The organism is Mesorhizobium amorphae CCNWGS0123 (assembly GCF_001686985.1).
In the GTDB taxonomy this organism is placed as follows: Bacteria; Pseudomonadota; Alphaproteobacteria; order Rhizobiales; family Rhizobiaceae; genus Mesorhizobium; species Mesorhizobium amorphae.
Map to the genome: position 1 here is coordinate 4,291,163 of NZ_CP015318.1, position 13,121 is coordinate 4,304,283.

Genomic DNA, 13,121 nt, shown 5'->3' on the forward strand with positions numbered 1-13,121 from the left:
GTGGACAGCAAAAGAACGCACTTGCGCTCTTTTCGCAGGCGTCTATGCCCATTATAGAGGGCCCAGCGCGCCGGCTGGGGCCGGCGCCGGGAAAGGTCGGCATTCTTGAAAACGGTTTTCGTTCTGAACGGTCCCAATCTCAACGCGCTCGGCAAGCGCGAGCCGGGGATCTATGGCGGAAAGACGCTTGCCGCCATCGCCGACGACTGCAAGCAGGCCGGTGCAGCACTTGGTCTCGAAATCGATTTCCGTCAGTCGAACCATGAGGGCGACCTCGTCGACTGGATCCAGGAAGCCGGCGACAAGGCAGCCGGCATTGTCATCAATCCGGGCGCCTACAGCCACACCTCGATTGCCATCCACGATGCCATCCGTTCCGTCGCGCCGTTGCCGGTCGCCGAAGTGCATCTTTCCAACATCCACGCGCGGGAACCGTTCCGCCACGTCTCCATGGTCTCGCCGGTCGCCGTCGGCATGATCTGCGGATTCGGGCCGCTCGGCTACACGCTCGCGCTGCAGGCGCTGGCGGCACGCCTGTGACCGGCCAACAAACAGAAGGCTCGAAAATGTCGATAAAGAAGACCGGTGTTGACCAGCAGCTGATCCGCGACCTGGCGGGCATACTGAACGACACCAACCTCACCGAGATCGAGGTCGAGCTGGGCGATCTGAAGGTGCGCGTGTCGCGGCAGGCGCCCGCCGTGCATGCGATTGCCGCACCCCAGCCCAGCTATGTCTCCGCGGCAGCACAGCCGGCGGCCGCCGCAGCACCGGCCGCGGCCGACGTCTCCAAGAACGCGGTCCCATCGCCCATGGTCGGCACCGCCTATTTGGCGCCCTCGCCAGACGCCAAGCCGTTCATCGAGATCGGCCAGAAGGTCAAGGAAGGCCAGACGCTTTTGATCATCGAAGCGATGAAGACGATGAACCAGATCCCTTCGCCCCGCGCCGGCACGGTGACGGCCATCCTGTTCGAAGATTCCCAGCCGGTCGAATACGGCATGCCGCTCGTCGTGATCGAGTAGAGCCGGGAACAGCCAAAAATGTTCCAGAAGATCCTCATCGCCAATCGCGGCGAAATCGCCCTCCGGGTGCTGCGCGCCTGCAAGGAGCTCGGCATCCAGACGGTGGTGGTGCATTCGACCGCCGACGCCGACGCCATGCATGTCAGGCTCGCCGACGAGAGCGTCTGCATCGGCCCGCCGCCGTCGCGCGACAGCTATCTCAACATTCACCAGATCGTCGCCGCCTGCGAGATCACCGGCGCCGATGCGGTGCATCCGGGCTATGGCTTCCTGTCGGAAAACGCCAAGTTCGCCGACATCCTCGCCGCGCACAACATCACCTTCATCGGCCCGTCGGGCGATCATATCCGCATCATGGGCGACAAGATCGAAGCCAAGCGCACCGCCAAACGCCTGGGCATTCCGGTCGTGCCCGGCTCGGACGGCGCGGTCACAGAAGAGAAGGAAGCCAAGCGCATTGCCGCCGAGATCGGCTATCCCGTGATCATCAAGGCCTCGGCCGGCGGCGGCGGGCGCGGCATGAAGGTGGCGCGCACGGAGGAGGATCTCGAGGTTGCACTGCAGACGGCGCGCTCGGAAGCCGGTGCTGCCTTCGGCGACGACGCGGTCTACATCGAGAAATACCTGGAAAAGCCGCGCCATATCGAATTGCAGGTGTTCGGCGACGGCGCCGGCCGCGGCGTGCATTTCGGCGAGCGCGACTGTTCCTTGCAGCGCCGCCACCAGAAGGTCTGGGAAGAAGCCAATTCGCCGGCGCTCAATGCCGAAGAGCGCGCACGCATCGGCGGCATCTGCGCCAGCGCCGTCGCCGATCTCGGCTATTCCGGCGCCGGCACCATCGAATTCCTCTATGAGAACGGCGAATTCTACTTCATCGAGATGAACACCCGCCTGCAGGTCGAGCACCCGGTGACCGAGGCGATCACCGGCATCGACCTGGTGCATGAGCAGATCCGCGTCGCCTCCGGAGGCGGGCTTTCGGTGCGTCAGGAGGACATCAAGTTCAACGGCCACGCCATCGAATGCCGCATCAACGCCGAGGACCCGCGCACCTTCACCCCCTCGCCCGGCACGATCACTCATTTCCACACGCCGGGTGGCCTCGGCATCCGTGTCGATTCCGGAGTCTACTCCGGCTACAAGATCCCGCCCTATTACGACAGCCTGATCGGCAAGCTGATCGTGCACGGCCGCAACCGCGTCGAATGCATGATGCGGTTGCGCCGCGCGCTCGACGAATTCGTCGTCGACGGCATCAAGACGACGCTGCCGCTGTTCCGCGATCTGGTCGGCAATGCCGATATCGCCAATGGCGACTACGACATCCACTGGCTGGAGAAATACCTGGCCAAGGGTGATGAGGTCGCGAACTCGTAAGCTATAATGCCGGGATGACCCGCCCCTACGCGCCCGGCTACCGCATCCCGACCGACCTTCTGCTGAAGGCCTATGCGTCCGGCGTATTTCCGATGGCCGAAAGCGCCAGCGACCCCGAAGTGTTCTGGGTGCGACCGGAGACGCGCGGCATCATTCCGCTCGACGGCTTCCACACGCCGAAGAGCCTGAAGAAGACGATCCGCAAGCACCCGTTCGACATCCGCTTCGACTTCGATTTCGAGGCGACGATCGACGGCTGCGCCGAAAAGCGGGAGGAACGCCGCTCGACCTGGATCAACGCACCCATCCGTGAAGCCTATGTCGAGTTGCATCGGCTGGGCCATTGCCATTCGGTCGAGGCATGGCGCGAGGAGCGGCTGGTCGGCGGCCTCTACGGCGTCTCGCTGGGTCGCGTGTTCTTCGGCGAAAGCATGTTCGCCAGGGAGACGGACGCGTCCAAGACCTGTCTTTTCTTTCTCGTCGAGCGGTTGAAGGCGCGCGGCTTCGCGCTGCTCGACACGCAATTCACCACCGAACACCTCAAGCGCTTCGGCGCGGTCGACGTGCCGCGCGGCAAGTACGAAAAGATGCTGGCCGACGCGCTGAAGGGCGAGGCGATCTTTTTTCCGTAACGGGCTGTTTCGTCAGCCTTTCGCAGGTTCCATCGGAGTCTGCGAATGGAACATCATCTTCCAGCCGTTGGTGCGGTGGACGTAGCCGGTGCTGACCAGCGCGGCATAGGGCTCGCCGTTCTCCCGAGTCGCGTGGGCCTCATAGGTCAGCATGACGATGTCGCTGCCCGGCTCGACCATGCCCTTCACGTCGATGTCGAGATCGCGCCAGCGGTTTGGCTTGCTGGCGGTTTTGGCGAGATCGGCGTTGCTGATCGCCTGCGCCATCTCAGGAAAGGCCACGAGGCATTCGGCATCGGCATTGGCGGCATAGTAGTCCGCATCGCCGGTCCAAAACCCCTTTTCAAGGTCGAGCAATTCCTTCTTGCTGGCCGTCATCTGCTTGGTTGCTGACATCGCAAGATCCTCCATGCGCAATGTTTCGCGGTCGCTCTTTGCCAACGTATGGCAGGCCAAGCGGTTCCTCCCGGATCAATTGGTATTGGGGGATCAGTTGGTGCTGTCGGCGTCCGGCTCGGTCGTGGCTGGAGCGGCGGCGGCCTTGGGCTTGGACGTATCGACCTGTGGTGCACCGCTCTTGGCCGCGTCGGGTGGCGGTACGTCCGACTTCTGCTTGCAGGCCTTCAGCCAGACGTCATAGACGGCGTGCTCCACGGCGTTCAGGCCGGGGCTTTCGGCGAACATCCAGCCGGTGAAGATGCGGCGGATCTTGCGGTCGAGCGTGATCTCGTCGACCTCGACGAAGGAATCGGTCTTCGGCTCTTCGGTCTCCGGCCGCGAATAGCAAATGCGCGGCGTCACCTGCAGAGCGCCGAACTGCACCGTCTCGTCGATATAGACGTCGAAGGTGATGATGCGGCCGGTGATCTTGTCGATGCCGGCGAATTCGGCGACCGGATTGGTGATGCGCTCGGCCACGGCCGGCGCTGCAGGCGCTGCCGGCGCTGCCGGCGTCTGCGCCGAGGCAAACGTCGTCGTGCAGGCGACAAGGGCGGCTGCCGTCAGTCCGGCCATCGAAATTCGGCTGAAGATGCTCATGCAGGGATACCGGTGGTTGCGCCCGGGTGATTCTTTCAATCGCCAAGGCTAGTCGCCGTTTTCAGATCAGCAAGCAGCTAAACGTCAATTGTGGCGACAAAGGACCGATCGGCGCGGTGATGGCCGATTACGAACCGGGCGTCCAGGCGTCGTAGTCGCCGGTCACTTGCGGGCGATGCTGGTTGGTCAGCACCGAACCCTTCGGCCTGTAGGCCGCGGCACTGCCGGTGAGATTCGGCTGATGCGGCTTCTGCCACTCGCGCGGCCGGTACTCCTCGCTCGGCGGCGCGGTATCGACGCGGTGATGGATCCAGCCGTGCCAGCCCGGCGGGATGGCCGAAGCCTCAGAATAGTCGCGGTAAATGACCCAGCGGCGGGTGCGGCCTTCCGAATCGACACCGCCCTCGTAGTAGACGTTGCCGGCCTCGTCCTGCCCGACCTGCTTGCCGTGACGCCAGGTGTGGAAGCGGGTTCCCAGTGTCTGGCTGTTCCACCAGGTGAAAAACTGCAGAAGGAAAGTTTTCATCCAGATCCTCGCGGCGGCAGCGGCGGCGCCTGTTTCCTGCTTATGGCGTCAGGCCTTCGCGAAGGCAAGGGTTTTGCCGCGCGGGCGACGCAAATGGTCCGTGCGCTAAATCGATGCAGCAGCGCGGTTGGCGGAAGCCGGCTTGCCAAGCACTGCTTGTCTTTCTAAAGCTCGGCTCGCCCGGCAATGGGCGCCCGGCCCTGTGCCGGCTGAGGGAGGTGAGGATTGGCCCCAGAAATGTCCGCCGATGTCCGGATCGGCCCTGACGACGTTCGCCGCCGAAAGGGCGGCGTGCCGATCGTCTGCCTGACGGCCTATACCTACCCCGTCGCCCGCCTGCTCGACGACCATGTCGACCTGCTCCTGGTCGGCGACAGCGTCGCCATGGTGCTGCATGGCCACAAGACGACGCTCGGCGCCTCACTGGAAATGATGATCGCTCATGGACAAGCCGTGATGCGCGGCTCGGCCAAAGCCTGCGTGGTCGTCGACATGCCGGCCGGCAGCTATGAGACCTCCACCGCGCAGGCCTTGGCCTCGGCACGGCAGGTCGTCGACGAGACCGGCTGCCAGGCGGTCAAGCTGGAGGGTGGTGTCGACATCGCCGAACAGATCGCGGCAATTGTCGCGGCCGGCATTCCTGTCATGGGCCACATCGGCCTGCAGCCGCAATCGGTGGAAAAGGATGGCGGCTACAAGATCAAGGGTCGGACCGAGGAGAATGTGGCGGCCCTGTTTCGCGACGCCGAGGCGGTGGAAAAAGCCGGCGCGTTCTCTGTCGTCATAGAAGGCACGGTCGAGACCGTCGCCGCCGACCTCACGCGGCGCCTCGCCATTCCGACAATCGGCATCGGCGCCAGCGCCGACTGCGACGGCCAGATCCTGGTCATCGACGACATGGTCGGGATGACCGTCGACCGCGTGCCGAAATTCGTCAAGGAATATGCCGCACTGCGCGGCGTGATCTCCGATGCGGCGGCACGCTATGCCGCCGAGGTGCGCAGCCGCGCATTTCCCGGCCCCGACCACGTTTTTCCAGCTACGCCAAGCAGGGACAAGGCATGAGCCGACCAATCGTCGTGGACAGCGTCGCCGCCTTGCGCGCGCAAATCCGCGCCTGGCGGCAGGACGGCCTGCGCATCGCCATGGTTCCGACCATGGGCGCGCTGCATGACGGCCATATCTCGCTGGTCAGGATCGCGCTCGAAAAGGCCGATCGCTGCCTCGTCTCGATCTTCGTCAACCCGACCCAGTTCGCCCCCACCGAAGACCTCGACAAATACCCGCGCCAGTTGGCCCGCGATCTCGAGCGGCTGGCGGAAGCCGGTGCGCATCTGGCATTTACGCCGACTGTGTCCGAAATCTATCCGGCCGGCTTCGCCACAAAAATCTCGGTCGGCGGCCCTTCCTCCGGTCTCGAATCGGACTTCAGGCCGACCTTCTTCGACGGCGTCGCCACGGTCGTGGCCAAGCTCTTCCTGCAAGCCCTGCCCGACTATGCGATCTTCGGCGAAAAGGACTACCAGCAGCTTTGCGTGGTCAGGCAGCTTTGCCGCGACCTTGACCTGCCGGTCGAAATCATCGGCGCGCCGACGGTGCGCGACGCGCACGGTCTCGCCATGTCGTCGCGCAACGCCTATCTCGGCGAAGCCGAACTCAAGGTAGCGCGAAAACTCAACGCGATCCTGCGCCGGACAGCGAGTGCGCTGACGGGCAGCGCCGATGAAGCCGGCGCGACCGATGCGGCCGCCCGCGCCCTTGTCGAAGCGGGCTTCCAGCGGGTCGACTATGTCGCCGCGCGCGAAAGCCAGACGCTCGCTCCCTGGCGGCGCGGCCGCGATGGCCGCCTGCTCGCCGCCGCCTGGCTCGGCAAGACCAGGCTGATCGACAATGTGGAGATTCCCGCCGCGTAGTCCCGGAGCCGTCGCAACCAGCGCTTGCGGCCGTCCGTGCACCGTCGCGAAGCGCCTTGTTCCTCGCTCGGCACGTGCAGGCCGCAAGCGGCCTATCCGATCGTCTTCTCGAAGATCAATGCCGGCAAGCCCGACCGGCCGCCGCAATCGGCAGTCTTGCCGGTCGGCAAGAAACCATTCGAGCGGTAGAAGGCGATAGCCACCGTGTTAGCTTCCTCCACCTCGAGGCGCAGCGTATGCGCTTCGGGAAAGCTGGCCTCGACCTCTTCCAGCAATGCCCGGCCGATCCCCTGCCGCTGGCAGGATGGATGCACGTAGAGCTGGTTCAACAGGACAATCTTCGGGTCGGTGGTGGCCGCGGCAAAGGCCATGCCGCCGAGACGCTTGCCGTCATCGGCCAAAAGGAATTCGGAATTCGGCCGCGTCAGCCGCGCCTTCAGCGAAGCGATCGAATGCCAATCGTCGGTGATTTCGGCGACCCGCTCGACGCCATAGATGGCGTCGTAGGTCGCGTGCCAGGTTTCGACCAGCAACGCTCGCACCGCGGCAAGATCGCGCTCGCTGGCGGTGCGGACGAACATTGCCCTACTCGATGCCGAGTTTGGCCTTGACGAGGTCGTTGACTGCCTGCGGATTGGCCTTGCCGCCGGTCGCCTTCATCACCTGGCCGACGAACCAGCCGGCCATGGTCGGCTTGGCGCGCGCCTGCTCGACCTTGTCCGGATTGGCGGCGATGACGTCGTCGACCGCCTTCTCGATGGCGCCGGTGTCGGTGACCTGCTTCATGCCGCGGCTTTCGACCAGCTGACGCGGATCGCCGCCCTCGTTCCAGACGATCTCGAACAGGTCCTTGGCGATCTTGCCGGAGATGGTGCCTTCCTTGATGAGATCGATGACGGCGCCCAGCTGATCGGGAGAAACCGGAGCATTTTCAATATCTTTGCCGGCCCTGTTGAGGGCGCCGAGCAGGTCGTTGATGACCCAGTTGGCAGCGAGTTTGCCGTCGCGCCCCGAGGCCACCTGCTCGAAATAGTCGGCGATCGGCTTTTCCGACACCAGGATCGAGGCGTCATAGGTCGACAGGCCCAGTGAGGCGATCAGCCGCGCCTTCTTGTCGTCGGGCAGTTCCGGCAGGTCTTTCGCCAGGGCGTCGACATAGGCCTGGTCGAACTCCAGCGGCAGCAGGTCGGGATCCGGGAAATAGCGATAGTCATGCGCTTCTTCCTTGGAGCGCATCGAGCGCGTCTCGCCCTTGTTGGGGTCGAACAGCCGCGTTTCCTGGTCGATCTTGCCGCCATCCTCCAGAATGGCGATCTGCCGGCGCGCCTCGTAGTCGATGGCCTGGCCGATGAAGCGGATCGAGTTGACGTTCTTGATCTCGCAGCGCGTGCCGAATTCGCCGCCGGGCTTGCGCACCGAGACATTGACGTCGGCGCGCATCGAACCCTCGTCCATGTTGCCGTCGCAGGTGCCGAGATAGCGCACGATGGTGCGCAGCTTGGTGACATAGGCCTTGGCCTCGTCGGCCGAGCGCATGTCGGGCTTGGAGACGATCTCCATCAGCGCCACGCCCGACCGGTTGAGGTCGACATAGGACATGGTCGGATGCTGGTCGTGCATCGACTTGCCGGCGTCCTGCTCCAGATGCAGGCGCTCGATGCCGACCTCGATGTCCTCGAACTCGCCCTGCCGGTCCGGACCGACCGAGACGATCACCTTGCCCTCACCGACGATCGGCTGCTTGAACTGCGAGATCTGGTAGCCCTGCGGCAGGTCCGGATAGAAGTAATTCTTCCGGTCGAAGACCGATTTGTGATTGATCTCGGCCTTCAGCCCAAGCCCGGTACGGATCGCCTGCTTGACGCATTCCTCGTTGATGACCGGCAGCATGCCCGGCATCGCCGCATCGACCAGGCTGACATTGGCATTGGGCGCCGCGCCGAACGCCGTCGAGGCGCCGGAAAACAGCTTTGCCTCCGAGGTCACCTGCGCGTGGACCTCGAGGCCGATGATGATCTCCCAATCGCCGGTAGCGCCGGGGATCAGGCGTTTGGCGTCGGGCGTGCGGGTGTCGATGATGCTCATGGGGCCTGCGCTTCTAGCTTACGAAACTTGCGATTTTCGCGAATTTGGGTGTCAGCCTTCGCTAGTGCAAACCACCAAAAGAGACAAGCGCAAAGCCTGCAGGCTGGCCTTTTCGGCCGCTTTCGCCTATAGGCCACTCATCCCAATGGAGAGTGGATGTCCACTTACGCTCAGTCCCGGTAAGGCCCTGACCTCGTAGCGAGGCAGGGCGACAAAACCTGAAACCCCCGTGCCGCGACATGCTCGCGGCGGCGGCATTTTTCGTTTTCCCGGGAATTTCTCCAGATGGACATTTCGCGCATTGAACAGCGCATCCTGCACCTGCTTGCGCAGGGCGGGCGCATCGAAATCGAAAAGAACGAGAAGAAGCGGATCGCCTCCGTCAAATGCCTGACCCGCGACGGTTGGCATTATCCGGGCGTCGGTCTCGACCTGTTTCGAAAACTGAAACGGAAGAAGGCGGTTTCCTCGTCGGGCGGCGGTCCCTACCGCATCACTCGGCGTGGGCTCGAACTCGTCCGCGCCGAACTCGACAACAGATAGCATGGAGCTCCGCCGGTCGGCTTCCGGCCGGCGGTTTCCCATCACCGCTCAGGCGGTGGCGATATAGGCCCTGATTTCCTCGGCCTCGCGCTCAACATCCTCGATGCGCCGCTTGACCACGTCGCCGATCGACACGATGCCGTAGAGCAGGCCGTCTCTTTCCACCGGCAGATGACGGAAGCGGCCCTTGGTCATGATTTCCATAACCTCGTTGACGGTGTGGTTCTCGTTGCAGATCTTCACCTTGGGCGTCATCGCCGAGCGCACCGGGATTTCAAGTGCTGCCGCTCCTTCCCTGGCGATCACCCGTACGATGTCGCGTTCGGAAAGAATGCCGACGATCTTGTGGTCGCCATTGGTGATGACCAGCGCGCCAATCCTGTGTTCGGTCAGGATACGAATAGCTTCGCTCAGCTTTTCGTTCGGCCCGAGCGTCAACACGTCATGGCCTTTCTTCTCGAGAATTGCCTTAACAGTCATGGCGTCCTCCTCAGCTTTTGCTTGCCGGTTCCTGCCCTGACCGGCATTCACGTTCCGGTGAACATCGTGCGCCGTGATTGGTTGCATTTCAAGTGCGGCGGTCATTGCTCGTCTGTATGGACGTCCTGCTGGCGCCGATCGAAAAGGCGCACGCCGAAGAAGCCGGCGACAAAGCCGCCAATATGGGCTTCCCAGGCGATCTGGCTGTCAACGCCGGGTGCAAAGCCGATAAGGCCGGTGACGAGATTGATCACCATCCAGACGCCGAGAAAGGTCATGACGCCGCGCGAGCGCAGCACCTCCGCGATCGGCAGCGGCGCACCGGCAAAGGCGGCCTTGCCCGAAGTGCGGTCGATGCGGAACCCAAAGCGCGCCGCCGCCCCCATCATGCCTGAAATGGCGCCCGAAGCGCCGACCAGCGGCGCCTGGCCGAGCGGATGCACGGCCCAGAACAGCACCACCGCCGCCAGTCCGGTCGCGGCGAAGAACAGCGCGAACCAGAACGTGCCGAACCGGTTCGCCAGCGGCGAGCCGAAAGCCGCGAGCCACACCATGTTGATGGCCAGATGGGCGAAGCCGCCATGCAGGAAGGCATAGGTGAAGGGGCTGGTGAACGCGTAGACATCGAGATCGAACTGGCTCGGCACGAAGGCCGTCCGCACCAGCAGGGCAAAATCCTGGTCGTCGTTGAGCCCGTAGACGCGGATCAGGTGGACGGCGACGCAGATGCCGATCACCGCCAGCACCACCGGCGGCAGGTTGAACACCGGCTCGCGGCGCGGCTCCGACGTTTCATCCGTCGGTTCGGTCTCGGAGGGGCTTGCCGGTTCGCTCATTCGCATTGGTCCAGGGATTCGTCCCGCGAGCTTTAGAGCAAGGCTGCTTCGGTTGAAACAGCTCTGTTCCCGGGATGGCCCCCGCAAAGCCTCGCTTTCTCTTGCTAAGAAATCGAAAGGAAACGAAGCGGAAATGCTCCGGCCTTCGCGAAACTCGCAACCGGCGTTCTCGGAAGGGGCAGGCCCGCTTCCTACAATGCGGCCGATTTCAAAAGGGTCTCCACATGATCAAGCATATCCTCTCGCTGGCTCTCGCCGCCGGCGTCGCTACTCTCGCCACCGCCGCCTCGGCAGGAGGTATAGCGGGCGCGCCAGCCCCCTTCGACAAGGGTGGCGTCAAGATCGCCGTGATCAGCTTCCTCGGCTCCGGTGATTGGCTCCAGGCTTTCGAGGCCGGCGTGAAGCGCCAGGCCGATGCGCTCGGCATCGAGGCCAACATCTCGCAGGCGCGCAACGACATCAACACCGAAAGGCAACTGATCCAGCAGGCGATCAATCTCGGCGTGCAGGGCATCATCATCAACAACGGCCAGCCGGAAGCCATCAAGGATGTCGCCCAGGCGGCGCTTGACGCCGGCATTCCGGTCGTCGCATACGACACCAACCTCGACAATCCCAAGATCCTGCAGGTCGAGCAGTCCGACGCCGACATGGCGCGCCTCGTGCTTGACCAGGCGGTCAAGGAGCAGGGCGAGAAATTCGACGGCGGCATTGTCTATGTCGCCGGCTTCGCGCCGCTCGACCGCCGCTATGCCGTCTGGAAGGATCTCGGCAAGAAACATCCCGGCATCAAGGATATCGCCACCTGGGGCGTGGTCAACGACACGGTCGCCGCTTCGGTCGCCGACCAGACCAAGGCCGTGCTCACCGCCAACCCGACGCTTTCGGTGGTCTTTGCCCCATGGGACGAATTCGCCCGCGGCGTGAAGCTTGCCATCGACGAGCTTGGCGTCGCCGACAAGGTCAAGATCTACGGCGTCGACATCTCGACCTCGGACATCCAGGCCATCCTCGAGCCGAACAGCCCGTGGGTGGCGACAGCCGCGACCAACCCGGCCGTGGTTGGCGAAGCCTCTGTGCGCGCGCTGGCCCAGTTGATCGCCGGCCAGGATCCCGGCCATTCGGTGCTGATCCAGCCGACGCTGGTCACCAAGAAGGACCTCGTCGACAACAACATCAAGACGATCGAGGATCTGCAGGCGAAGTTCCCGGCCTTCAAGGACAGCAACGCGGCAAAGGCGCCCTGGATCCCGGCGACGAACTGAACAGCCAACCCCTCGCCGGCCGCCGCCATCCTGAATCGACCGAGGGTCGGCCTCTAAAAATTCCGTCGTCCGGTCGCCCCGGACGACGGAATGCAAGCGTTCGAAAGACAGTGATGAGTTCCCTCCCCGCTCCCGACTACGCCCGCAACATGCGCCTGATCGGTCATTCCGACCAGGGCGGACGGCCGGACGGACTGCAGGTGATGGTGCAGCGGGGTTTCGCCTATGTCGCGCATCCCTGGTCGCAAGGTTTTTCCGTCATCGATGTGCGCGATCCCAGGAACCCGGGCGCAACTGTGTTCGTGCCCGCACCGCCCAATACCTGGACGATCCACCTGCAGACGCACGAGGATCTGCTGCTGGTCGTCCACGCGCGCGATCTCTTCGCCGATGCCGCCTTCGCCTTCGACGAAAAGGTCTACTACACCCGGTCGATCGGCCAGACGCTCGGCACCACCTCCGGCGCCGGAGCGGCACGCAACTGGTCGGCCGGCATGGCCATCTACGATATCTCCAAACCGGCTGAACCCCGCCAGATCGGCTTCTTTCCGGTCGACGGCGTCGGCATCCATCGTATCTGGTATGTTGGCGGACGCTACGCCTATGTCTCCGCCCTGCTCGACGGCTACAGCGACTACATCTTCCTGACCGTCGACCTTCAGGATCCGACACGACCGGTCGAGGCCGGACGCTGGTGGATCCCGGGCATGCATCTGGCCGGCGGCGAGATGCCGGACTGGCCCGACGGTCGCCGCTACGCGCTGCATCACGCGCTGGTCGAAGGCGACACCGCCTATGCCTGCTGGCGCGATGGCGGGTTGACCGTGCTTGACGTCGCCGATCGCGCCGACCCGAAGCTGATCGCTCACAGGAACTGGTCGCCGCCCTATGGCGGCGGCACGCATTCGGCGCTGCCGCTGCCGAAGCGCGACCTGCTCATCGTCGCCGACGAGGCCGTGCTCGACCACGAGGAAGACGGGCGCAAACTGACCTGGATCTTCGATGTGCGCGATCCGGCGAACCCGGTTTCGATCTCCACATTGCCGACACCCGACGAGGCAGACTACACCGCCAAGGGCGGGCATTTCGGCCCGCACAATCTGCATGAGAACCGGCCCGGCAGCTTCGTGTCCGACACGCTGATCTTCGCGACCTACCAGAACGCCGGCGTGCGCGTGTTCGACATCTCCGATCCCTACCGGCCGAAGGAAACCGGCGCGCTGGTTCCGCCGGCGCCACGGCGCATGGTCGACAAGCGTCCGAACCGGCCGCGTGTGATCCAGTCGACCGACGTGTTCGTCGACGCAAGCGGCATCGTCTATTCGCCAGACTATAACGCCGGGTTGGCGATCATGGAGTATGGGGGATGACGGAAGCGATCCCGCCCCTTCCGCTTGCTTC

General features: G+C 63.9%; 16 protein-coding genes. 9 read left to right on the plus strand and 7 right to left on the minus strand.

Translation table 11 applies throughout. The annotated features are described in order from the left end of the window. Positions 1–105: 105 nt before the first annotated feature. From aroQ to aat, 4 genes are read left to right on the plus strand one after another with little or no spacing between them, the layout of a single operon-like run. Positions 106–540: a type II 3-dehydroquinate dehydratase gene (gene aroQ, locus A6B35_RS20225; protein ID WP_006200820.1), complete on the plus strand. Its 435-nt coding sequence runs from the start codon at positions 106–108 to the stop codon at positions 538–540. Positions 541–566: 26 nt separating this feature from the next. Continuing rightward, complete coding sequence (gene accB, locus A6B35_RS20230; RefSeq protein WP_006200822.1) at positions 567–1,025, plus strand: acetyl-CoA carboxylase biotin carboxyl carrier protein; 459 nt, start codon at positions 567–569, stop codon at positions 1,023–1,025. An 18-nt stretch (positions 1,026–1,043) separates the two neighbouring features. Further along, positions 1,044–2,402, plus strand: a complete 1,359-nt coding sequence (gene accC / locus A6B35_RS20235) for an acetyl-CoA carboxylase biotin carboxylase subunit (RefSeq protein ID WP_006200823.1) — start codon at positions 1,044–1,046, stop codon at positions 2,400–2,402. A gap of 14 nt (positions 2,403–2,416) precedes the next feature. Next, the gene (aat, locus tag A6B35_RS20240) at positions 2,417–3,034 is read left to right on the plus strand and encodes a leucyl/phenylalanyl-tRNA--protein transferase (protein WP_006200824.1); all 618 of its coding nucleotides are present in this window, start codon (positions 2,417–2,419) and stop codon (positions 3,032–3,034) included. Between the two features lie 12 nt (positions 3,035–3,046). On the opposite strand, the gene A6B35_RS20245 is transcribed toward aat, so the two are convergent. The 3 genes from A6B35_RS20245 to A6B35_RS20255 form a co-directional block, all read right to left on the minus strand. Next, entirely contained in the window at positions 3,047–3,430 is a 384-nt protein-coding gene (locus A6B35_RS20245; RefSeq protein WP_040582314.1) for a hypothetical protein, read from the minus strand. 93 nt (positions 3,431–3,523) lie between these two features. Next, positions 3,524–4,072, minus strand: coding sequence for a DUF2155 domain-containing protein (locus A6B35_RS20250; protein WP_006200826.1), 549 nt, complete (start codon positions 4,070–4,072; stop codon positions 3,524–3,526). A gap of 127 nt (positions 4,073–4,199) precedes the next feature. After that, the gene (locus A6B35_RS20255) at positions 4,200–4,598 is read right to left on the minus strand and encodes an NADH:ubiquinone oxidoreductase subunit NDUFA12 (protein WP_006200827.1); all 399 of its coding nucleotides are present in this window, start codon (positions 4,596–4,598) and stop codon (positions 4,200–4,202) included. A 237-nt stretch (positions 4,599–4,835) separates the two neighbouring features. Between A6B35_RS20255 and panB the strand changes: the two genes are divergently transcribed. Beyond that, positions 4,836–5,663 (plus strand): 3-methyl-2-oxobutanoate hydroxymethyltransferase, encoded by an 828-nt coding sequence (gene panB, locus A6B35_RS20260; protein ID WP_006200828.1) that lies wholly within the window; start codon positions 4,836–4,838, stop codon positions 5,661–5,663. Then, positions 5,660–6,511, plus strand: a complete 852-nt coding sequence (panC, locus tag A6B35_RS20265) for a pantoate--beta-alanine ligase (protein WP_006200830.1) — start codon at positions 5,660–5,662, stop codon at positions 6,509–6,511. Before panB ends, panC begins: the two co-directional genes overlap by 4 nt. Before the next feature lie 92 nt (positions 6,512–6,603). Here the strand turns inward: panC and A6B35_RS20270 are convergent, their stop codons facing one another. Then, positions 6,604–7,092 (minus strand): GNAT family N-acetyltransferase, encoded by a 489-nt coding sequence (locus A6B35_RS20270; protein WP_006200831.1) that lies wholly within the window; start codon positions 7,090–7,092, stop codon positions 6,604–6,606. A gap of 4 nt (positions 7,093–7,096) precedes the next feature. Next, complete coding sequence (gene gatB, locus A6B35_RS20275) at positions 7,097–8,596, minus strand: Asp-tRNA(Asn)/Glu-tRNA(Gln) amidotransferase subunit GatB (RefSeq protein ID WP_006200832.1); 1,500 nt, start codon at positions 8,594–8,596, stop codon at positions 7,097–7,099. Positions 8,597–8,881: 285 nt separating this feature from the next. Here gatB and A6B35_RS20280 point away from each other — a divergent pair, with 285 nt between their 5' ends. Continuing rightward, on the plus strand, positions 8,882–9,139 hold the full coding sequence (locus A6B35_RS20280) for a YjhX family toxin (protein ID WP_006200833.1): 258 nt from the start codon (positions 8,882–8,884) through the stop codon (positions 9,137–9,139). Between the two features lie 48 nt (positions 9,140–9,187). On the opposite strand, the gene A6B35_RS20285 is transcribed toward A6B35_RS20280, so the two are convergent. Both A6B35_RS20285 and A6B35_RS20290 read right to left on the minus strand, forming a co-directional pair. Further along, positions 9,188–9,619, minus strand: coding sequence for a CBS domain-containing protein (locus A6B35_RS20285; protein ID WP_006200834.1), 432 nt, complete (start codon positions 9,617–9,619; stop codon positions 9,188–9,190). A 101-nt stretch (positions 9,620–9,720) separates the two neighbouring features. Next, entirely contained in the window at positions 9,721–10,455 is a 735-nt protein-coding gene (locus A6B35_RS20290) for a rhomboid family intramembrane serine protease (RefSeq protein WP_006200835.1), read from the minus strand. Positions 10,456–10,679: 224 nt separating this feature from the next. On the opposite strand from A6B35_RS20290, the gene A6B35_RS20295 reads away from it, so the two are divergent. Continuing rightward, positions 10,680–11,720, plus strand: coding sequence for a substrate-binding domain-containing protein (locus tag A6B35_RS20295; protein WP_006200836.1), 1,041 nt, complete (start codon positions 10,680–10,682; stop codon positions 11,718–11,720). A 113-nt stretch (positions 11,721–11,833) separates the two neighbouring features. After that, the gene (locus A6B35_RS20300) at positions 11,834–13,090 is read left to right on the plus strand and encodes an LVIVD repeat-containing protein (protein ID WP_006200837.1); all 1,257 of its coding nucleotides are present in this window, start codon (positions 11,834–11,836) and stop codon (positions 13,088–13,090) included. The last annotated feature ends 31 nt before the right edge of the window (positions 13,091–13,121 follow it).